General features: G+C 44.8%; 15 protein-coding genes. 12 read left to right on the plus strand and 3 right to left on the minus strand.

Annotated features, from left to right (window positions below; all coding sequences use genetic code 11):
• Positions 1–392: 392 nt before the first annotated feature.
• Positions 393–1,400, minus strand: a complete 1,008-nt coding sequence (locus tag F0249_RS07515; protein ID WP_171756269.1) for a YafY family protein — start codon at positions 1,398–1,400, stop codon at positions 393–395.
• 93 nt (positions 1,401–1,493) lie between these two features.
• On the opposite strand from F0249_RS07515, the gene F0249_RS07520 reads away from it, so the two are divergent.
• Both F0249_RS07520 and F0249_RS07525 read left to right on the plus strand, forming a co-directional pair.
• Positions 1,494–3,083, plus strand: a complete 1,590-nt coding sequence (locus tag F0249_RS07520) for a DUF4145 domain-containing protein (protein WP_171756270.1) — start codon at positions 1,494–1,496, stop codon at positions 3,081–3,083.
• A 329-nt stretch (positions 3,084–3,412) separates the two neighbouring features.
• Positions 3,413–4,795: an MATE family efflux transporter gene (locus F0249_RS07525; protein ID WP_171756271.1), complete on the plus strand. Its 1,383-nt coding sequence runs from the start codon at positions 3,413–3,415 to the stop codon at positions 4,793–4,795.
• An 88-nt stretch (positions 4,796–4,883) separates the two neighbouring features.
• On the opposite strand, the gene F0249_RS07530 is transcribed toward F0249_RS07525, so the two are convergent.
• On the minus strand, positions 4,884–6,446 hold the full coding sequence (locus tag F0249_RS07530; protein ID WP_113798975.1) for an arylsulfatase: 1,563 nt from the start codon (positions 6,444–6,446) through the stop codon (positions 4,884–4,886).
• 347 nt (positions 6,447–6,793) lie between these two features.
• On the opposite strand from F0249_RS07530, the gene F0249_RS07535 reads away from it, so the two are divergent.
• The 10 genes from F0249_RS07535 to yegS all read left to right on the plus strand — a co-directional run bounded on the left by F0249_RS07535 (position 6,794) and on the right by yegS (position 19,707).
• Entirely contained in the window at positions 6,794–8,341 is a 1,548-nt protein-coding gene (locus F0249_RS07535) for an arylsulfatase (protein ID WP_113798973.1), read from the plus strand.
• A 208-nt stretch (positions 8,342–8,549) separates the two neighbouring features.
• Positions 8,550–10,913, plus strand: coding sequence for a tetratricopeptide repeat protein (locus tag F0249_RS07540; RefSeq protein WP_171756272.1), 2,364 nt, complete (start codon positions 8,550–8,552; stop codon positions 10,911–10,913).
• Positions 10,914–11,061: 148 nt separating this feature from the next.
• Positions 11,062–12,045 carry a MoxR family ATPase gene (locus F0249_RS07545; protein ID WP_171756273.1) on the plus strand — a complete coding sequence of 328 codons (984 nt, stop codon included), beginning with the start codon at positions 11,062–11,064 and terminating at the stop codon, positions 12,043–12,045.
• A 12-nt stretch (positions 12,046–12,057) separates the two neighbouring features.
• On the plus strand, positions 12,058–13,020 hold the full coding sequence (locus tag F0249_RS07550) for a DUF58 domain-containing protein (RefSeq protein ID WP_171756274.1): 963 nt from the start codon (positions 12,058–12,060) through the stop codon (positions 13,018–13,020).
• Positions 13,021–13,599 (plus strand): DUF4381 domain-containing protein, encoded by a 579-nt coding sequence (locus F0249_RS07555; protein ID WP_171756275.1) that lies wholly within the window; start codon positions 13,021–13,023, stop codon positions 13,597–13,599.
• On the plus strand, positions 13,592–14,671 hold the full coding sequence (locus F0249_RS07560) for a VWA domain-containing protein (RefSeq protein WP_171756276.1): 1,080 nt from the start codon (positions 13,592–13,594) through the stop codon (positions 14,669–14,671). The genes F0249_RS07555 and F0249_RS07560 overlap by 8 nt, the downstream gene beginning before the upstream one ends.
• Complete coding sequence (locus tag F0249_RS07565) at positions 14,664–16,388, plus strand: VWA domain-containing protein (RefSeq protein ID WP_171756277.1); 1,725 nt, start codon at positions 14,664–14,666, stop codon at positions 16,386–16,388. The genes F0249_RS07560 and F0249_RS07565 overlap by 8 nt, the downstream gene beginning before the upstream one ends.
• Positions 16,385–17,764 (plus strand): BatD family protein, encoded by a 1,380-nt coding sequence (locus F0249_RS07570; protein ID WP_171756278.1) that lies wholly within the window; start codon positions 16,385–16,387, stop codon positions 17,762–17,764. Before F0249_RS07565 ends, F0249_RS07570 begins: the two co-directional genes overlap by 4 nt.
• Positions 17,765–17,842: 78 nt before the next feature.
• Complete coding sequence (locus F0249_RS07575) at positions 17,843–18,748, plus strand: LysR family transcriptional regulator (RefSeq protein ID WP_171756279.1); 906 nt, start codon at positions 17,843–17,845, stop codon at positions 18,746–18,748.
• A 17-nt stretch (positions 18,749–18,765) separates the two neighbouring features.
• A complete protein-coding gene (gene yegS, locus F0249_RS07580; protein WP_171756280.1) occupies positions 18,766–19,707 on the plus strand; it encodes a lipid kinase YegS in 942 nt (313 codons plus the stop codon).
• A gap of 143 nt (positions 19,708–19,850) precedes the next feature.
• Here yegS and F0249_RS07585 read toward each other — a convergent pair whose 3' ends face one another.
• The gene (locus F0249_RS07585) at positions 19,851–21,533 is read right to left on the minus strand and encodes an alkaline phosphatase family protein (RefSeq protein WP_171756281.1); all 1,683 of its coding nucleotides are present in this window, start codon (positions 21,531–21,533) and stop codon (positions 19,851–19,853) included.
• Positions 21,534–21,596 lie beyond the last annotated feature (63 nt).

Below are 21,596 nucleotides of genomic sequence, written 5' to 3' on the forward strand. Positions count from 1 at the left end.
TAGATGACTAACAGACGTATTTTTTGAAACTAATAAGAATGTTTTTCAAAGGATCGCAGATCAAACGCGTAGCCAAATGACCGTACACTATGGTGCGACTTTTATCGCGATTGGCACCTTCCAAAAGGGAAAAATGGTTCAATAGAAAACGATAGAAAAAGAAATAGTTAGTAGAGCTTTTGCCAACGCCATGAAAATAAGATAATGCTTTTGCTATTCATCGTGAGCACTTCGGTACTAGCCATGGTCATTTCCAACCCAACTCTTTACGTAGGTATGTTTAATTTGCGTGCAATTTTATTACATAACTTCTATGTCACATGTGACGTAGAAGTTTATTGTTGTGAGTATTAGCGTAAGTGCTTCCATAGAATGCTACGAGAGCTTTGTCTCTAGCTATAAAGCTTCAAGCTAGCATGTAACGTTTCAACTATTTTGTCACGCAATGATATTGGGGAGACCACCGCCACGATATTGGCATTTTTCATTAACCACCATTCAAAGGTCAAACTATCCCGCACTTCAGCCTCAATCGTGGTGTATTGTTTATCTTGAGTGAGTATTTTCTGGTTTGGTGACAAACGCGTTTCTTCAATCAGATGTAATCCGCTGAGATTTTCAATCTTCAATATTACTTTCTGCATCTCACCTCCAGAAAAATGACGTGCATTCTGCTCTACATACTCTTTGACGTTGAATTTGTTTAAGGTTTGGATGCTAGTAAAACCAATCTTTAATGTATGTACTCGGTGAAGAGCGTATGTACGGATGCTATCGGTGTCATTCGGCACCATGCCTACTAGGTAAAAACTATTGCCGTGAAGGAAAAGACCAAGAGGGGTTAACACATAGCACTTTGGCTGAGTTGCACCACGCTTCTGGTAGGTAAATTCAATGTCTTTTTTCTCGAGTAATGCTTGTTCAATCTGTTTAAAAAATGCGTTGCCTACCTCAGGTGCTTCCAATGGCAATTCTCTTTGGAAATAACAAAAACGTTCACTCCATAATTTTGTTTGTTTGGTGTCTTCTTGTTTGAGTGAAGAAAAAATATTGTCCACACCAGAGCGCAATGTCGGTGGCAACATAGACTTAATTTCTTTCTCTATGACTTGCAATGAAACCACAGAAGACATGCCATCTGGCTTGATAGGGTGACGGTGTCCTTGAGCAATGCGATAGCGATACGGTCGTCGTTCATCATCAATCTCAATGCTGTTGTTATCTTCAATCACATTATTAATGCAGCGTTGAACAGTGCGTAGTTGGCTTTTCTCATCCGCATTGGTGCTCAGTAGTTCAGCCGAGAGTAATTTGTCTCGTAACTCTAATGTAGAGATTGAATCTGGATGGCAGGGGATGGACTCCAACACTTTCTGATATCGCTGTATTTGCTTGCTCATTGAATTCTACCGATAAATAAAACTTTAAAGCGACATAAAATGTCGCCAGTGAGATTAGTATAGCGTTCATAGACATGAATTAGGAGCGTTAAAATGCAACTTCAGGCAGACTTTGAGAATAACAACCACGATAATTTTGCTTTTCTGAAAGAGGGCTTGGGGGAGCTATATAAACAGGCCACTTTAGCTGAGCGCTACTATTTCACCGACCCCCAATCGAGCATGGCGAAGGTTCGTCTATTTGTTGAGCTCACTTGTCATGAATTAGGTAAGCATCTCAAACTTCGCCCTCCCGTTCATGGTGAATTATCTAATAAGATTAAGATGCTGCAAACATCAGGCTGTATTGAAGAATGGGTTATTGACGAGATGAATGCCTTGCGCCATGACGGTAATCGCTCCGTTCATATGACAGAAGTCAATGGTGCCTATGTCGCTGAAATGAAAGTGTCTCGCGCTCGTATGCAAAAGCACATGAACAGCCTTTATGAAATCGCTCAATATGTGGGTAAAACCATTCTTGGTATCGAAAACCTGTGCACTAACTTATGGCAGGAGCCTACCTCATGTGAACTGTCGTTATTTGTGACTGATGCCCTGAAAGGTTCTAAAGACGCGACTTATTACCTTGCGAACAAGTTTTACAACGAGTTGCTTGAAATGAGTGAACAAACGGGTAAATCTCGTTGGTGGGAGAAGGAGCAATACCTAGATAAGCAGGCAGACCTGAGTTATTGGCTTGAGAAAACTCACCGTCAAGGTCACCCTCAAAGTTGGTTGTTATATGCTAAATGCTACTCAAACAAACTACTGCAAGAGAGCGTGGCTCGTGATGCGAAACTGTGCTTTAAGCAGGCATTAAAAATAGATGAGGAAGGTGATGCTACCTTTGAATTTGGTTCTCATCTTCTCCGTTGTGGAGAACACAAACTTGGTGAAAGTTATATTCGTCAAGCGGCGGAGAAGGGCAACCATGATGCGCTTTCATTCCAACTTAATATCGCTTATAAAGCAGGCTCGGATACAGGGCATTGGCTACAGTGTGCTATTGAGCATCGTTTGCCTGAAGCGTTCACAGTCGATGCTTATAACAAACTTGAAAAGCATGAAACTGAGCAAACCGATGAGTCACTAAAAGCACTCCGCTCAGCTTTGGTGTCGGGGCAGGCTCGCCGAGCGCCTGGTATTGCTTTCTTTAAATCTTATGTTGATGCCACTGTGTATGAAACCGAGCAAGTTAAACAAACTGTGGCTACGATGGTCGATAGCTATAAATGTTTACCTGAATACTTAGCGGTAGAGTTTCGTTTATTTAAGCAGATTGCAGATGATGCGGAGCACTATGACTTCATGATTGATATTTATCACGAGGCTTTAAAACAATCGAGCAATGAATTGGAAGAAGCGGATATTAAATATTCTATCGTCACGCAAGCCCTTGCGAAGGCGGCAACGAAATTTAAAATGCGTGATGGTGTTAAAACGCCAAAACCTATTCCAACATTACTTCAAGAAGCAGCAGATGCAGGCCATCCTGAAGCCCGAACTTTTGTAAACAGTGCCGAAGGTAAGGCAGTACTTAAGAAAGTGGGCTTTACAAGCCAAGGTAAGATTCAAAAAAACTCAGCGGAGAAGAAGAGCAAGCAGAAACGTAAGTTGGCGAAGAAAGCGAAGCGTAAGTGATTTCGCTTTCAGTGAAGCAGATAAGTTGACAATACCTTTCCTTCCTCCCTTTTTTTACTAAGATGCCTCTCATCACTGAATCGATGAGAGGCCTTTTGTACTTTTAGTCTTTAACCAAAGTTAAGTTTTAATGATTCTCCATACTTAACTCAGCGTCCAAAGCTATTGGTACGGATCAGTACTCTCGTTAGCTGTCCTCCTTAACAATTCCAATGCTTGACCCTACTGAGTATTCTGTTTATATTATCGCCGCCCAACGGGCACATCCTAAAATACACATTCGCTATCCTGCCATCATTCGTGTATTTATATTGGTGTTTAATACTTCCATGCAAACTAAACTTCCCTCATTTACTCGAGAATCGGGTGCTTTAATGCATCTCTCGATCCCTATCATTTTTACTCAAATTGCAACCCAAGCTATGGGGTTTGTTGATACAACCATGGCAGGTCAAGTTAGCCCTGCCGATCTTGCGGCCATTGCTCTAGGTACCAGTCTTTGGCTTCCAGTATTGCTGTTGCTTCGCGGTATTATCATGGCTTTAACACCCGTCGTGGCATATCATCGTGGTTCACGAAATTTTGAACGTGCCTCTGTAGAATTTTTCCAAATGATATGGTTGGCATTATTGGCGAGCGTGCTATTGATCGCCTACTTGATCAATGCAAAGCCAATTTTGGAATGGATTGGTGTCGCCTCAGAAATTATCCCAATTGCGAGCGATTATACATTTGCGCTGGCGTTTGGTGTGCCGGGTATTGCGCTGTTTTACACATTGAATGGTTTTTGTGAAGGGATGAACAACACCAAAGCACCAATGATCATTTCCGTTATTGGTTTGCTTGTGAATATCCCGGTTAACTACATCCTTATTTACGGTAAATTTGGATTTCCTGAAATGGGCGCAGTTGGCTGTGGTTGGGCAACAAGCTTAGTTTATTGGATTATGTCTATAATCTTGTATTCTTATATCAAAAGTCATCACCACTATAAAACCATTATTCGTTTTTCAGATGCAAAGCCAAAAGCAAAAGAGATGTTGCACCTGTTGAGGTTGGGTTTTCCCATCGGCATGAATATCGCGGTGTGTGGCAGCATTTTTGCAGTAATCGCGCTGATGATCGCTCGTATCGGTGCTGAAAACGTCGCAGCAGCGCAAATCGCGTTAAACATTTCGAGCATGACTTACGTGATCCCAATGAGCATCTCATTTGGCATTACTATTCGAGTTGGTCATGCATTAGGTGAGAAAGATGAGTTGGGCGCTATCGTGCGAAGCAAAATTGGGATTATTGTGGCAGGCTTAGTGTCTCTCATTTCTGTCGTGATTTTTCTACTGTTCCCTGAATGGATCATTCGTCTTTACACCGCAGATCCAGAGATCAGCGCCAAAGCCGCAACATTGATCGTCTTTACTGCAATGTATCAATTCAGCGATGCGATACAAACCTCTGCAAATGGTGCACTGCGTGGCTATAAAGATACTAAGATTCCGATGCTTCTTGCCATTGCATCTTACTGGGGGTTAGCTCTACCACTTGGTGTTATATTAGGGTTAACGGATTACATTATTCCTGCGATGGGTGAAGCGGGTTTTTGGGTTGGGATCCTTACAGGATTAACCATCGCAGCCATTCTTATGTTATTTAGGCTGCAACATGTCATTAAGAGTCGCGATACACAGGTAACAAGTACCGCACCCGCAAACTAATTAATACGTAATGACATTCCCCTCACACCTTTAGATGTAGGGGAATGCATAAATATTAAAATGGAACAAGCTTATGTTTTAGATAGGCTTATTTAACTTGCGCTGCAGCTGCTTCTAGTTGCTTAAGCTTGCCTTGAAGATTGTAAGTGTTTTGGTTGAAGTTACCAGGGTTCAATACTTGGCTGCTCTGCATTGGGTAGTCAGGTAGCGTGTTCATGAACTCTTGTACTTTGCCGCCTACTGGTACGAATAGCCACATGTTGTCTGCCATCCAACGTAGGTACATGCCAGATTCGTGAGGTGCTTTTTCGAATGGGTCAGCACGTAGGTGAACAACTTGAGGCCAGTTCGGTTGGAAACGAACAGCATCAACAATGTTACCTTCCATTACAGCGAATGAAATCTTGAAGTCATTCCAACGTACAGCGTTTAACTCAGCGTTTGCAGAGAAGTAAAGCATGCTATCACGAGGGCCTTTCTCTTCTTTACCTTCGAAATAAGGTAGGAAGTTGTAACCATCTAAGTGTACACGCCAGTTCTTGCCGTTGTAAGTTGCACCTTTATCTGAAGCCAGTTTCTCAACAACGTTATCATCACCAGCAGCAGCTAGTAGTGTTGGGATCCAGTCTTGGTGACCCATAATGTCGTTGATCTTAGTTCCCGGTTTAATTGTACCAGGCCAGCGAACTAGCTGAGGAACACGCATACCACCTTCGTAAGTTGTACCTTTCTCACCGTGGAAGTAAGTTGCGCCGCCATCAGGCCAAGATACTGTTTCTGCACCGTTATCGGTAGAGTAGATTACGATTGTGTTGTCTGCGATTTTCAACTCATCAAGCTTGTCTAGAAGGATACCTACCTGGTCATCGTGCTCCAGCATGCCATCTGCGTAGATGCTGATACCTGATTTGCCTTGGTATTTCTCTTGCAAACGAGTCCACACGTGCATACGAGTAGTGTTGTGCCAGATGAAGAAAGGTTTGTCCTCTTTTACTGCTTTTTCCATGAATGCTAGAGATTCTTCTAGGAACTCTTCATCCGCATGTTCCATACGCTTACGCGTCATAGGTCCTGTATCTTCAATCTTACCGTCAGCAGTAGACTTGATTACACCACGAGGACCAAAGTTCTTATGGAATTCAGGATCTTTAGGGTAGTAGTAAGTCTCCGGCTCTTCTTCTGCGTTCAAGTGGTATAGGTTACCGAAGAACTGGTCAAAACCGTGGTTCGTTGGAAGGTGTTTGTCTTGGTCACCCATGTGGTTTTTACCGAACTGAGCTGTCATGTAGCCCTGTTCTTTTAAAAGGTCAGCAATCGTTGGAGCCCAGTCAGGGATGCCGTGGTCTGAACCTGGCATACCGATCGTTAGCAGACCAGTACGGAAAGGTTCTTGACCTGTTAGGAATGCAGCACGACCAGCTGTACACGACTGTTGGCCATAGTGGTCAGTAAATAGTGCACCTTCATTAGCAATACGGTCGATGTTAGGTGTTTCGTAACCCATCATACCGTTGTTGTATGCACTGATGTTGAATACACCAATGTCATCACCCCAGATAGCAAGAATGTTTGGCTTTTCTGCTGCTGTTGCCGCTGAAGAAGCTGCTAATAAGCCAACTCCTAATGCTAGTTTATTAATTTTAGTACCCATAAAGGACTCCAATTTGCTTTTAAGATTAATGTGTTAAAACAACACATCGATGAGCAAACATTAATCTCAAAAACCGGTTGTGTCTTTTTATAGTGGTTATAACTAATTGTTATGGAGGTTGGTTAAGTTGTTGATTATATTTCGTTATATGTATTTCTTGGAAGTGCCTATTAACTGTTATGTGTGATCCGAATCATGTTTGTATACGTAATCTCTATCGTCTACTGCCGCATCTTGTTGACGATAAAAATGACAAAAAGATTAATAGGTTAGCGAATGTCGCGATAGTTTAAAAAATGAACTATACGTTGTAGTGCAGGATGCAAATAACTAACGAAGAGGTTTCTATGACAGTGAAATATGGCGTCAAACGCCGATTAGCGATTTTAGGTACTGCGATGATGGCGGCTTCCACCGCCACATTCGCAGCAGAAAAACCGAATATTCTCGTCATTTGGGGGGATGACATTGGTCAATCTAATGTCAGTGCATACACCTTTGGCTTAATGGGGTATCAAACTCCGAATATTGATAGCATCGCCAAAGAAGGCATGATGTTTACCGATTATTACGCTGAGCAGTCTTGTACCGCAGGCCGCTCTACGTTCATCACGGGCCAAAGTGTACTTAGAACAGGTTTGAGTAAAGTTGGCTTACCGGGGGCAGATATTGGTCTTCAAGCAGAAGATGCAACGATTGCTGAAATGCTTAAACCAATGGGGTATATGACTGGTCAATTTGGTAAAAACCACCTTGGCGATAAAGATGAATTCCTTCCAACAGCGCACGGGTTTGACGAATTTTTTGGCAACCTTTACCACCTGAATGCTGAGGAAGAACCAGAAAATGAAGATTACCCAACCGACCCAGAGTTTCGTAAGAAATTTGGCCCGCGTGGTGTAATCAAATCATTTGCTGATGGCAAGATTGAAGATACTGGCCCACTAACGCGTAAGCGTATGGAAACTGTTGATGAAGAAACACTCGATGCGGCACTCGATTTCATGGATCGAGCAGTGAAAGCCGACAAGCCATTTTTTGTTTGGTGGAACGCAACACGTATGCACTTTAGAACGCACGTGAAAGCCGATAGCAAAGGTGTGACAGGCGTGGGTAACTATGCTGATGGTATGGTTGAGCACGATCGACACGTTGGCCAATTGTTGAAACAAGTGGATGAGCTGGGTATCAAAGACAACACCATCGTTTTCTACTCAACGGATAACGGCCCTCATATGAACTCTTGGCCTGATGCGGGTACAACACCGTTCCGTGGTGAGAAAAACACCAACTGGGAAGGCGCATACCGTGTACCAGCAATGGTTCGTTGGCCTGGTAAAATTGCCCCGGGAACTGTATCTAACGAAATCATGCACCATATGGACTGGATGCCAACCTTCGTTGCGGCTGCTGGTGATGATCAAATTAAAGAGAAACTGCTGAAAGGTCATACTGCCGGAGATAAAACATTTAAGGTTCATCTAGATGGTTATAACTTCCTTCCTTACCTCACTGGTGGAGAAGAGAAAGGCCGTCGTGCTGAAATTTTTTATTTTACCGATGATGGTGATTTAGCAGCGCTTCGCTACAACCAATGGAAAGCGGTGTTCATGGAACAGCGTGCAACAGGCACCATGCAAATTTGGGCTGAACCGTTCGTTACGTTACGTCTTCCTAAGCTGTTTAACCTGCGTATGGACCCATATGAAAATGCTGATATCACATCGAACACATACTACGACTGGTTGTTAGACCATGCTTATATGTTCGTTCCTGCACAAGCGTATGTAGGCAAATACTTAGAAACATTTGCCGAATACCCACCACGCCAAAAAGCAGCAAGCTTTAGTTTGGAACAGGTTATGGAGAAACTTCAGGAGAACCATAACAAGTAAGCTTTGGTTTATTGAAATTGATAGTTTGATGAAACTGCTAACACGAAAGAGCTCTTAGGGGCTCTTTTTTTATGCGCATATCGATGAGTAAATACCAGTCGTGAATATGAATCACAACTATCAAGCTAGCTGCCACTAAATAATTGTAAATTCGTCGTTTTTACGTCTACCTTATTAAGCATAAGGATGTATAAACACAAGGAACGTTATGTCTGCATGGTTGTGCTCGCAAGTGAACGGATTGAAACACCGGCGAGTTGCAGTATTATCCGCAATGTTGGCTTTACTTATGCTGTCGATACTCAGTTTCAAGGGCTATGCTGATGAACAAGCGTCGCCAGCGACATATGTCGGATCTGAAGCTTGTATCGACTGTCATAGTGCAGAAGTGGAAGCGTGGCAAGGCTCTCATCATGATATGGCGATGAAGCATGCGACCGAAGAATCCGTTTTGGGCGACTTTAACGACCAAACCGTTACTCATGACAAAAAGCCCAACCGATTTTTTCGCAAGGGTGATGAGTTTTGGGTCAACATCGAAGGGCCGGATGGCCAATTCAAAGATTACAAAATCAGCTATACCTTCGCCTTTGAACCTCTGCAACAGTACATGGTTGAGTTTGAAGACGGGCGTGTTCAGTTGATTCCTTTCGCTTGGGACTCTCGCACTGAGGACGAAGGCGGCCAACGCTGGTTCCACCTCTATCCTGATACCACCAACACCGATGAGTTTTACTGGACCAACAGCGGTCAAAACTGGAACTTCATGTGTGCAGACTGCCATTCAACGAACCTAGAAAAGAACTACGACAGCGTAAGCAATACTTACAACACCACTTGGTCTGAGATTAATGTTGGTTGTGAGGCGTGTCATGGCCCAGCGAGTGAGCACCTTGAACAAGCCCAGCTAGCAAAAGATCAGTTAACCAGAAACAAATCAGCAAAAGCCAACGGCGGAAAGGATGTTCTAGTCTCGGCACATTATGGTTTCGATCGCGACTTGTCGAAGTCGGTGAAAGAGTGGATCTATCAAGAGGGCAACTCAACCCTTCAACCAAAAGACATCATTCATACCAATCAAGTTCAAACCTGTGCTCAATGCCACAGTCGTCGAACTCAGTTGAATGAAACGGGTGACCACGTTAACGGTTCATTCTTTGATAAATATCGTCTGAGTCTGATCACCCCTGAGCTTTACCACAACGATGGCCAGATTTACGACGAAGATTACGTTTACGGCTCTTTTTTGCAATCAGTGATGGCAGAGAAAGGCGTCACTTGTACTAACTGTCACGATCCCCATACTGCAGAACTGAAAATTGCCGAAGAAGCCGTGTGTAGCCAATGTCACATTGCTTCTGAATACACACCTGAAAAGCACACATTCCATGAAGCGAATACCGAAGCTTCACAATGTACCACTTGTCACATGCCAGAAACGACGTACATGGAAGTCGATCCAAGGCGTGACCACAGCTGGCATATTCCACGTCCAGATATTAGCCAACATATTCAAACACCCAACGTGTGTACTAGCTGTCATGAAGACCAAACTGATCAATGGACCGATCAACAAATTGGCAAATGGTTCCCAGATTCTAAGTATCGTAACCAACAACACTTTGCTGTCGCCTTTTATGCGGATTCAATAGGGCACAGAGGTGCAGAGGATGCGTTGGCATACTCAGCTCAGGATTCAAGCTTAAGCAATATCATTCGCGCTTCGAGCTTAGAACGTTTGGGTGGTAATACGGGTAAGAATACGCTCATCTCATTAGCAAGAGCGGTGAAACACGATGACGGAATGATCCGCTTAGGTGTTGTGCAAGGTTCCTCAGGTTTTCCGTTCACTGATCGCTGGCAGATTCTAGAGCCACTATTGAAAGACTCCATATTGTCGATTCGTTCAGAAACCGCAGGCGCATTAGTCCGTTATTGGGGAGAGATGAACCCGCTGCAGAAAGATCAAATCAAGCCTGCATTGGAAGAGTACGTAGAGATACAACAATTTAATGCCGATAGAGGATTTGGCCGAACGAACTTAGGTAACGTTTATCGAGATTTAGGTCAGAACGACAAAGCGATTGAGTTTTATCTAGGCGCTATTGAGATTGAGCCTTACTTCGAAAACAGCTACGCCAACTTGGCTGATTTATATCGTGCAATGGGCGACGAGCCAAAAGCATTGGCGACACTGAAACAAGGCATTCAAGCTCAACCTAAATCGAGTGTGTTGCCATACAGCGCAGGGTTATCCATGCTGCGAGCGAAAGATTACAAACAAGCAACCGACTACCTAAAACAAGCCGCTGAAACGGCGCAAACTGACCCACAATATTGGTATGTGTACGGCTTGGCTTTGGAGAAGTCTGATGTGCTTGCCGCTAGTAAGTCATTGAACAAGGCTTACCAATTCAGCCGCAATCCACAACACCTGTACGCACAGTGTGAGATTTTGGCTCGAAATTACCAGAAACCGGGCGCAGCAAAAGCGTTTGAACAATGTGTTTCGTCGTTGAGTAAGGTAGCGCCACCGGAAGCCATTAACCAATTGAAAGTACTTAGCAAGTAAAAAGCTGGGCTGAAATAAAGGGTCAGCAAAAACTTGTCTATGGCACTTATAACTTATCGCGCTTATGACTAATTATCACGTTTATAACTAATAGTTATGGGGCTTGTGGGTAGGATGTACGCAGCCAGATTGAATAAAGGGAAGACCTATGAACCATGCGCAACAAGCAATAAACCAACTGATTAAACAGACAGAGAAAAGTGTTATCGGTCAGAGTCACGTCGTTCGGGCTCTGGTAATCGGATTATTGACCAATGGCCACGTGCTTCTAGAAGGGCTTCCCGGCACTGCGAAAACGCGCTCGGTCAAGTCACTAGCGAATTTATTGAATACAAGCTTTGGGCGAATTCAGTTCACGCCTGACTTATTGCCATCAGATGTGACGGGTACTGAGGTGTATCAAGAACTGGATGGCAAGCCGCAACTGCATTTCCAACCGGGTCCTATTTTCAATAGCATTGTTCTGGCCGATGAAGTGAACCGTGCCCCTGCGAAGGTGCAAGCGGCTCTGCTTGAAGCGATGGCAGAAGGAACGATAACCGTGGGCGGTCAAACTCACATCCTTCCCGACTTGTTCATGGTATTGGCGACTCAAAACCCGGTTGAACAAGAGGGCACGTATCCGCTACCTGAGGCGCAAATGGACCGTTTCATCATGAAAGTAACGGTCGACTACCCAGAAGACGAAGCAGAGCGTGACATCATTCAATTGGTGCGCAGTGAAGAGCTAGGTAGTGAGACAAGTTCAGAATTAGTCACACCACAGCATATTGAACCTGAATTGGTACTTGAAGCTCGTCGCCAACTTCCTGATATTGCGGTTTCTGATTTAGTCGAAAACTACATTGTGGCCTTGGTGATGGCGACTCGTAAGCCAGAGCGTTACCCAGAATCAAACTTGTCTAAATGGATTGAGATTGGTTCAAGCCCACGAGCGTCAATCTCATTGGATAAATGTGCTCGCGCTTATGCTTGGCTACAAGGGCGTGACCACGTCACGTTAGATGATGTGCGTGCAATGTTACCTACCGTATTGGGTCATCGATTCTCATTGTCTTATGACGCATTGGCCGATGGTGTTGACCATCAAAGAGTGGTTGAAGAACTGCTTGATAATGTTGAGATCGGATAACTAGGGGGCGTCATGGCGAAGCCAACACAAGCTCCCAAACCACAAGGCCTTGATCCACGATTATATTGTGATTACTCAAGGTTAGTGCGAATACAGGCTCAAGCTGAGTCGTTTTCTCTATTGCCTCATCTAAAGGCGGGCAGTGTACTGTCGGGTCGACATAATTCTCTGTTCCGTGGCCGTGGTTTGAACTTCGAAGAATTACGTCATTACCAATTGGGTGATGATATCCGTAATCTTGATTGGAAAGTTACGATGCGAACGGGGAAGCCTCATGTTCGCAGCTATACCGAAGAGAAAGACCGTAATGTGATTATCTGTGTCGATCAGCGCAGTTCGATGTTTTTTGCTTCTCAAAACACCATGAAATCCGTTGTGGCCGCCGAAGTCGCAGCATTGTGTGGATGGCGAGTGCTGAAAGACGGTGACCGTGTTGGCTTTGTTTTAGCCTCACACCAAAAGCTCTTTCATACCAAAGCGCAGCGTTCTCAATCTGATTTATTAGCTCAGTTAAAGCATCTTACCAAGGCTAATCAAAGCTTAGACGTGAGTGTGAGTGACAGCGAGGGTGTTGGGTTTAATCAGTGGATTGAACTGATTAAACGAATGAGACTCAAGCAGTCGACCTTAATTTTTATTAGCGATTGGCGTGACTGCCAAGAACAACACCTTGACCGACTCAAGCAACTTCAACAACACAATGACATCCTAGCCATTATGGTGACCGACCCATTAGAACAATCACTGCCTCAAGACCTTGCGAGTGCAAATTGGGTGGTGGGTGATGGTCGTTTTCAGATCAATCTTGATAGCCAATCTAAGGTCAACCTTGCGAGCGAGAGCCTTGCTCAAAAAGCGGCACTCCAAAAACAATCTCTTGCTAAATTGATGGCGATGAAAAACCTCCCTTATATCGAATTAGATACGTCTGGTCATCATATTTCACAGCTTCAAAAACTAGTAGGAGGGCGCTAAATGACTGTTGAACATACGCCTCCTAGTACTTATATCCTTCGCGAACTGCATGATGTCACGATTCCCGACAGCGTGAGTTGGGTTCCCCAAACGATCGGTTGGAAGATCCTCGGCGTTGCCTTGTTATTGGCCGCGTTCTATCTGGCTTATCGCTTGGCGCTAAAGTGGTGGAATAATCGTTATCGCAAAGAAGCGCTCAAAGAGCTTATGGTATTGGATGCGCGAGACAAAAATTCAACCGAGCGAACCTTCAAGATACTCAAAGTAGTACTTCGTTACCTAGACAGCAGCAATGCAAAGTTGTTTGGTCAACCTTATGTAAATCGCTTGAATGCTTATTTGCTTGTTAGTGCTGGCACGAATGCAAACAGCAATGCTTTCTTTACTGATGAAGTCTCGGGGCTATGGATGCAGAGCCTAATTGACCCTAAGGTACGTTTAACCTTTGAACAGCGTTTAGAGGTAATTCAAACCGCGATGATGTGGCTAAAACTTCATAAACCCGATGTACAAACAAAACCAGAGGTACAAGCGAGATCAGAGGTACAAGCGAAACCAGAGGGGCAAGATAATGTTTGATAGTTTATCTGCCAGTTTTGAATTCGCGCACCCACTGTGGTTTATCGTACTACCTTTGCCTTTACTCGTGTACTTCGCTGTACCTGCTTATCGCACCAAGCAAATGGCTATCAAAGTGCCATTTTTCAGTGCGCTGGTTGAAGCGATTGGTGAGGCGCCATCCGAAGGTGCAAGCCAATTAACACCAAGCTGGTGGCAACGAATCACGCTGATTATCACTTGGGTACTCGTGGTTTGTGCGTTAGCTAAACCAACCATCTTAGGTGAGCCACAAGTTCGCGAACAATTAGGTCGTGATGTGATGGTAGTGGTTGATTTGTCTGGTTCAATGGCTGAACAAGATTTTACTTCTCAACAAGGCGATAAAATTTCTCGTTTAGATGCAACCAAAGAGGTGTTAGCCGATTTCGCAACAACCCGAAAAGGTGACCGACTTGGGTTGATCCTGTTTGGTGACGCTGCATTTGTCCAAACACCATTTACTGCCGATCAAGAGGTTTGGCTTGAGCTGCTCAACCAAACCGATGTGGCGATGGCAGGGCAAAGCACGCATTTAGGCGATGCTATTGGCCTTGCGATCAAGGTGTTTGAACAGAGTGAGAAGCAGAGTGCAGCAGTTCAAGATTCAAGTATTGATGCGAACGCGAAAGAGAAAGTTGTGATTGTGCTAACTGATGGCAATGACACGGGAAGCTTTGTAGAACCTATCGATGCCGCCAAGGTAGCCAAGGCGAAAGGCGTTCGTATTCACGTTATCGCCATGGGTGACCCGCAAACCGTGGGAGAAGTGGCTCTGGATATGGAAACCATCAAGCGTGTGGCTCAAGAGTCTGGTGGCGAAGCCTTTGAAGCACTTAATCGCGATGAACTGACTAAAGCTTATGCTCAAATTGGTGATCTAGAGCCTCAGTTGTATGAGAGTACGACTTATCGTCCTAAACAGGGATTGCACCATTACTTAATGGCGATTGTTGTTGTGATGTATTTGACTGCGTTTAGCTTGGCGACAATCCGTAGAAGATCGCTTTTGGTTTCATCAAAGAAAAATTTGAAAGGAGAGAACAATGCCTGATTCTCTCATGTTGCAACAGTTTTTTACTCAGTTTCACTTTATCCGACCTTTGTGGTTGTTGGCCTTTATTCCGATGTTTTTCCTACTGTGGATTCGCTGGAGAGAAGAGACCAAACCAACGTGGAAAGACATTCTACCTGCACACTTACGTGATGCATTGACGATTGGCGAAACAGGCTGGCGTAAGCAGCTGCCATTGAAGCTATTGGTGGTGATTGTAACTTTCGCCATCATCATCTGTTCTGGCCCAACATGGCAGCGTGAGGCTTCGCCTTTTGGTGAAGACAAAGCGTCGATGTTGGTTGTGCTTGATAATAGTGAATCCATGCTCGCTAAAGACTTACCACCGAGTCGCTTGGAACGATCTAAGCAGAAAATTAGAGACTTATTGGCAGCTCGGAAAGGCGGTAATACGGGCTTAGTGGTTTATGCAGGCAGCGCACACGTCGCGATGCCCGTTACTCAAGACAGCAAAGTATTCGAACCGTTTCTAGCGGCTATCACGCCCGATATCATGCCGGTATCAGGTAAGTCAGCAGAAGAAGCACTGCCACTGATTAATCAGCAACAGTCTGGTGAGTTAGGCTCTTCTGTACTGTTGGTATCAGATGGTGTAAACCCAAGCACCATTAGGGCGTACGAGAGTTTCTTTAACGACAATCCGTATCAGTTGCTCATTCTCGCCGCAGGAAACAGTAATGTGGTGAGCGATAACCCTGTCGACCTAGATTCACTGCGTAACTTAGCGAGTAAGACGGGTGGACGAGTGATTGAAGTGACCGTTGATGATTCGGATATCCAACAACTGAACAGAGCGGTTGAAAGAAACATGCAGCTCAACGGCGAATCTTCAATGCCTTGGAAAGACATGGGCTATGGACTGCTTATTCCAATGGCTTTCATTATGTTGCTATGGTTCAGAAAAGGGTGGTTGGTGCAGTGGTGTGTGGTTGGCGTTTTGATTACAGGCAGCGTGTATTCTCCGCACTCTTTGGCGAAAACGGTCAGTTTAACTGCTGACAAGCCTGTAGTTGAAGAGTCCTTGACGGCTTGGGATAAAACAGCCCAATGGTGGTGGGATTTATGGCTAACGCCTGATCAGCAAGGACAACGTTTATTGAATCAAAAGGAATACCTTGAAGCAGCAAAGCACTTTAAGGATCCAATGCGAAAGGGCGCAGCTTATTACTATGCTCGTGATTTTAAGTTAGCCCACAGTGCCTTTTTGCAAACCAAAACTGAACTTGGCTTATACAATGCAGCCAGTGCGTTAGCCAGACAGCGTGAATACCTTGCCGCACGAGACCTTTTGAAATCATTAAGCGAGGAAGAGGATCTGTCACCAGAACTAAGAACGGATGTGGAAAACAACCTTGCTGTGCTTAGTGGTATTGTCGAAGAGGTTAATCGCACCAGTGAAAGCCAGTCTGGAACCACAGATGGCCCTGAGGAGTCTTTAGAACTCGAAGACGATCAGCCTCGAACGGGAGATGGAGCTGAAGAAGAAACGGTAGCGAAATTGATGCTTAAGGAAACGCTTAATGCCAATGAAATCTTAGGCAGTCAAGAGCTTGCCGACAAGTGGTTAAAACGCGTAGAAGCCGATCCCAAGTTCTTCTTGAAGTCCAAGTTCCAAATTCAGTTAAGAGATCCTGCACCTTCCATCGAACAGTATTCAAAACAGGAACGGTCGCTAAAACAGGAGCAAGCACAATGAGTCGATATGATTTAACTCTTGCAGCGCTTCAAGTAAAGGTAGGGCGCTTAGAGTCCGTTAAACTAACCAAGACCTTGTTTGTGTCGCTAGTTCTGCTGTTTAGCACTGCTTTTTCTACACTTGCTTCTGCGGCTGATATTTATGACCTGCAGAGGAGTGGCGATGTCGAACTGATTGCTTGGGTCGGAGAAAAACCGAAGTCTGGCGACAAGATTACGCCTACGAAAGTTAGCGTTAATGAACAAGTGATTCTCACTATTGAGGTGGCGACTCCTCGGTGGCTAACGGGTGGGACGCGAATTGGCAGCATCGAAATCCCTAATGTGATTGCTAAGCAGCGTAACCAACTGGCGACGAACTACACTGAACGAGTGGGCGGCACGACATGGTCACGTCAACGTTGGGAAGTGACGCTTTATCCGATGACTTCGGGCAAATTTGTGATTCCGACGGTACCTGTTCGTGTTCAAGTGTCCGCTCCTGATGGATCAAACGTTGGCGGCACGCTTTACACGCAGCCGATTAAGTTTGAAGCCTCACTACCTTCTGGTTTATTAAGCGATGAGTCGCCTTGGTTTTCTGCGACAGACGTGGATGTTGAGCAGCAATGGCAGCGTTCAAGCGAAGACTTAAAAGTGGGTGATGCGGTTACACGAACAGTGAAGATCAAAGCGAAAGACAGCTTGTCTGTGTTACTGCCTAATGTGTTGACCAATGAATCGACTCAGCAATATCAAGCTTACCCTCAGCCTAATCGTTTGGATGACACACAAGAACGTGGTGACTACCGTTCGAGTCGCGTTGAAGAGACGGTTTATGTGATTCAGCAAGGTGGCGAATTCACCTTGCCGGAGTTTACGTTCCAATGGTGGGACAGCAAAAATCAGCGTCTTGAAAGTGTGGTGATAAAAGGCGAAGTGTTTGAAGCAAAACACACACTCCAATCCTTTATCAAAGCTTACATGTCTGCCTTTATCAGCGTTGCACTGGCACTGGTGCTATGTATTACATTCGTTGTTTCCTTGAAGCGTTATTATAAAAACCGACCGACACCAAGTTGGCTGGTATTACGTCGTTTGCTTAAGCAAGGTAATTGGTCAGCATTGAGAACCTTTATCTATCGTGAGTTGCGAACTCAGACGACTCAGCTAGAACTGGGTAAAGCGCAACTTGGTAAATTGAATGGAGAGAAACGTTGGATAGAAGACAGTAAATCCCTCCAACAAGGGCGTGAAGATAAAAGCGTATTTACTCGTTTGTGGAGAGGGTTACGTAACTTACCGAGTGACAAATCAAACTCAAGCAATTATCGTTCAATTTTCGACCGCTTGAAAATGCCTAAAGCCCTGCCAGACTTAAAAGATAGAACTAAGTAGCAAACTTAAGTCATTTGCATCGAACATAATCGGCAGGTTCTCTAGTATAGGGAATCTGCTTCTTTAATATGGAACTGTATGAAAAGTACCGAGCTAAATTTAATTCCTATCTTTGTTGCTATTTATGAAGAGCAGAACTTATCTAGGGCTGCGAATCGTATGGATATTAGCCAACCAGCCGTGAGTAAAGCACTTGCTAGGCTTCGTGATATATATAACGAGCCACTGTTTCACAGAACCACATCCGGCGTAGAGCCGACTACCTTTGCTATTGATATTTACCCAGCTATGTCTGCGGCATTGAAAAATTTCACGTCAACACTGTCTGCATCAAGAGACTTTGAGCCTAAAACATCAAATCGTATCTTCTCTATCGCTTGCGTTTCCGCAGCAAGTTATGAAATGGTGCCAAGAGTTATGCAGTTGATTAGCCAAGCAGCGCCTAATATCGCGTTAGAAGTTCACCCCCTGTTTACCGAAGATTATGAATCGGATTTGAGGCTTCAAAGACACGATGTGATCATTGATATGACGCCCAGACGAAGAAGCACGCTCAAGCACGAGGTGGTTTCTAGAGAGGAACTGGTGGTGGTATGCCGTTCAGATCACCCTGCGATCGGAGATACTATCGATATGGAGCAATTCCTTACTCTTGATCACGTCGTGGTATCACGTTGGCATGCACGTAAAAGCTTATTAAGTTCTGAACACTTTAGTGACTTGGAAAAGCGAAAAATTGTGTATCGAGCAGCTGGCGTCGTCGAGATGCTTCCCGTGATCGAGGGCTCCGACGCTATCGGTATGCTTCCTATGTCATCGGTGCGATGTTTTTCTGAGAAATATAATGTAAGAACACTGCCTTTGCCATTCGAATTGGAAGATCTTGATATGTGTATGATTTGGCACCCAAGTCGCACTAACGAATCAAGCCATAAGTGGCTGCGCGCAAAGATCAAAGCGGCAGCAAAAGACATATCAAGTTAGCCCTAAAGGACATCGCTATGGAAAGCATTCGCGCAATTTTAAATGGAAAGAAAGCCAATATCCCAGAACTGAGACAAGAGGTCTTTGCTGCAAGAGACAGGAATATAGACCTACAAGTGAGGGTAACTTGGGAGTCTGCAGATATGTTTCGTTTGGTCAGCGAAGCGATATGCGACGGCGTAAAAAGATTGGTTGTTGCTGGTGGCGATGGAACGGTGAATGAAGCCGTTAACGCACTCAATCAGTTTCATTCCAGTGAACGACCTCAACTAGCCATTATTCCTATGGGAACTGCGAACGATTTTGCGACCGCAACGGGTATACCTAGCAATATTACGGATGCTTTCAAACTGGCGTTAGAAGGGAATGCGTTTGCGGTGGACAGTGTTTGTGCCAATGACCGCTATTTTATGAATGTTGCTGCGGCAGGTTTTGGCGCAGAAGTGACGGCTGAAACCCCCGTTGAACTCAAAGATTTTCTTGGCGGCGGCGCATACACGCTAACTGGTGTGGTCAAAGCGCTAGGCTTTAAGCCTTATAGCGGTACTTTGACCATAGATAAAGGCACTTTTACTGGCGAAATCCTGGTTGGCGCTTTTTGTAATGGTCGTCTAGCCGGGGGCGGGCAAGAGCTAGCACCCAACGCGTTTATTGATGATGGTTTGATGGATCTTACTTTGGTTAAAGCATTCGTGGCTTCTGATTTGCCAAAAGTCATCGAAGAGCTTAAGCATCCAGCAGACGATGGGAAGTATGTTGTTCATACTCAAGCTCGTTGGTTGGAGATCGATTTTCCTCAATCGCTGCCGATTAACTTAGATGGCGAACCTTATCATTCTAATCAAATTCGTTTTGAAGTTATACCTTCAAGTATCAGTTTGGTGCTGCCCGAAGATAGCCCTTGTTTAAGCAAACAAAGTACGGAAAAGAATGCTCGTTTTAGTAACGGTATTGATTAAGCAGATAAGATTTAAGATCAGAAACTGAGATAAGAAAGAGCCATTTATCTATTTGACTACATCAGTCTGAATATGACAAACGGCTCTTCTATTTTGTTAGTGCTGGATTCGAAGTCTAGATGATCAAACCTCAGAGATTTATCTCACTCGGTAATTTCTTTCAGCACTTCTCCAATCGAACCACTTGGTTGAGTTATGCCCAGTTTGTTCGAAAGCGTTGGTGCAATGTCGTATGGCGTGATTGGACGGGAAACCTTCTTAGCATCCACATCATAGCCCGCGAAGATAACCGGAACATGTGTGTCGTATTTCCAAGGTGAGCCATGAGTCGAGGCAATCTGTAGGCCTTCCATGTCGTTAATGTAGCTGCGGGGTGCAAAGACCACATACACATCGCCAGAACGAGCAGGGTGATAGTTGTTCTTGATTAGCTGCATCACATGAGTATCCGGCACTCGGTTCGCCGCAATATCACTGCTCGATACGGCAAACGCTACACCTTTCACTTTAGTAATCTCGTCAGCAATCGCTTCTTGCACCTTTGCTAGCTCCAGCTTTTTCTCTGCGATTAAGTCGTGATTAAGATAGATATAAGGTTGAGCATACAGTCGAATCGCATCTTTGGATAAACCAAACTCATCTTTTAACCGTTTCTCAACGCCACTCGATAGTAGTGTGTCTTTGTTGAAATACTGAGCTTGATTGAAACCAAGCGCATTTGCCGCAGGCGAAGATTCAGGCACACCATGGTCGGCAGACAACACAATTAATGTGTTCTTTAGACCGACTTGGTTATCGATGGTTTTAAGAAGCTTGGCGATCGTCTTATCAAGTCGAATGAGATTGTCTTCTGTCTCTAAACTTTCAGGACCGTACAAGTGCACCACATAGTCGTTTGATGAGAAACTCACAGACAGGTAATCGGTCACGTCGCCTTGGCCTAACTTCTCTTGCATCAACAGTGTGCTTGCGAAGTTCTCGGTGATTTCATCGCCAGCCGGGCTCACGGTTAGCGTTGTGCTGTAGTATTTGTAGCTTGCAGGGCCGTATGGGTGAGGGAAGGTGCGTTGGAAATCACCGAGCTTCACCTTGTGGTCCGTGTTGTGCTCTTGCAGTGTGTACTCTTCACGTGGTAACGAAAGTTCCCATTTCTGTTTAGAGTATTGGGCTGCAATTTCTTTTTCATTCCAACGAGATACCCAAGCTGGATACTCGTCGTAGTAATAGTTACTAGTGACAAATTCAGACTGTGCCTTCGAGAACCAGAAGGCTTTACCGCTGTGTCCCGCTAATGAGATTGCGCCGCGGTCTTTAACAGAAACACCGAACACTTTCGATTTGCCACTATTGGAAATCGTCAGCTCGTCACCAAACGTGGTGGCCAGTATTGGCTCTGGAGAGCGGCCATCACCTTGTGCTGTTTTTTGTGTTGGGTCGATCTCAGTTGCTTTGTCGACACCCGCGCCTGAAGTCAGCATCTTGTAATTGCCGTCTTCTACGTTATACACCAAACGTTCTTCACTGCGGTCATACCAAACATTACCTACCATGCCGTGAACACTCGGCGGAGCGCCGGTTGCAAGCGACACATGACCGACAATGGTTTCTGTGTTGCCGTGCTGGTAGTTCGCATTGGTGTAGTAAGTACCATCATCCATTAGGTAACGAAATCCACCTTCACCGAAGTTGTGCTTGTAGCGTTCGATAAGGTCTGCACGCAGGCCATCTACCGTGATTTGGAGGACTAGATCGGGTTTGTCCGCAGCGGATGCTGGGAAAGCACAGAGTAACGCGAGTGTAAGTCCTGAAAGCTTGGTGTATTGCATAGAGTGTCCTTATTCGATGTAATTTCGCTATTCAAAATGACATGGATTGGTCACTGAACAGAG

The organism is Vibrio sp. 03-59-1, assembly GCF_013114135.1.
In the GTDB taxonomy this organism is placed as follows: Bacteria; Pseudomonadota; Gammaproteobacteria; order Enterobacterales; family Vibrionaceae; genus Vibrio; species Vibrio cortegadensis.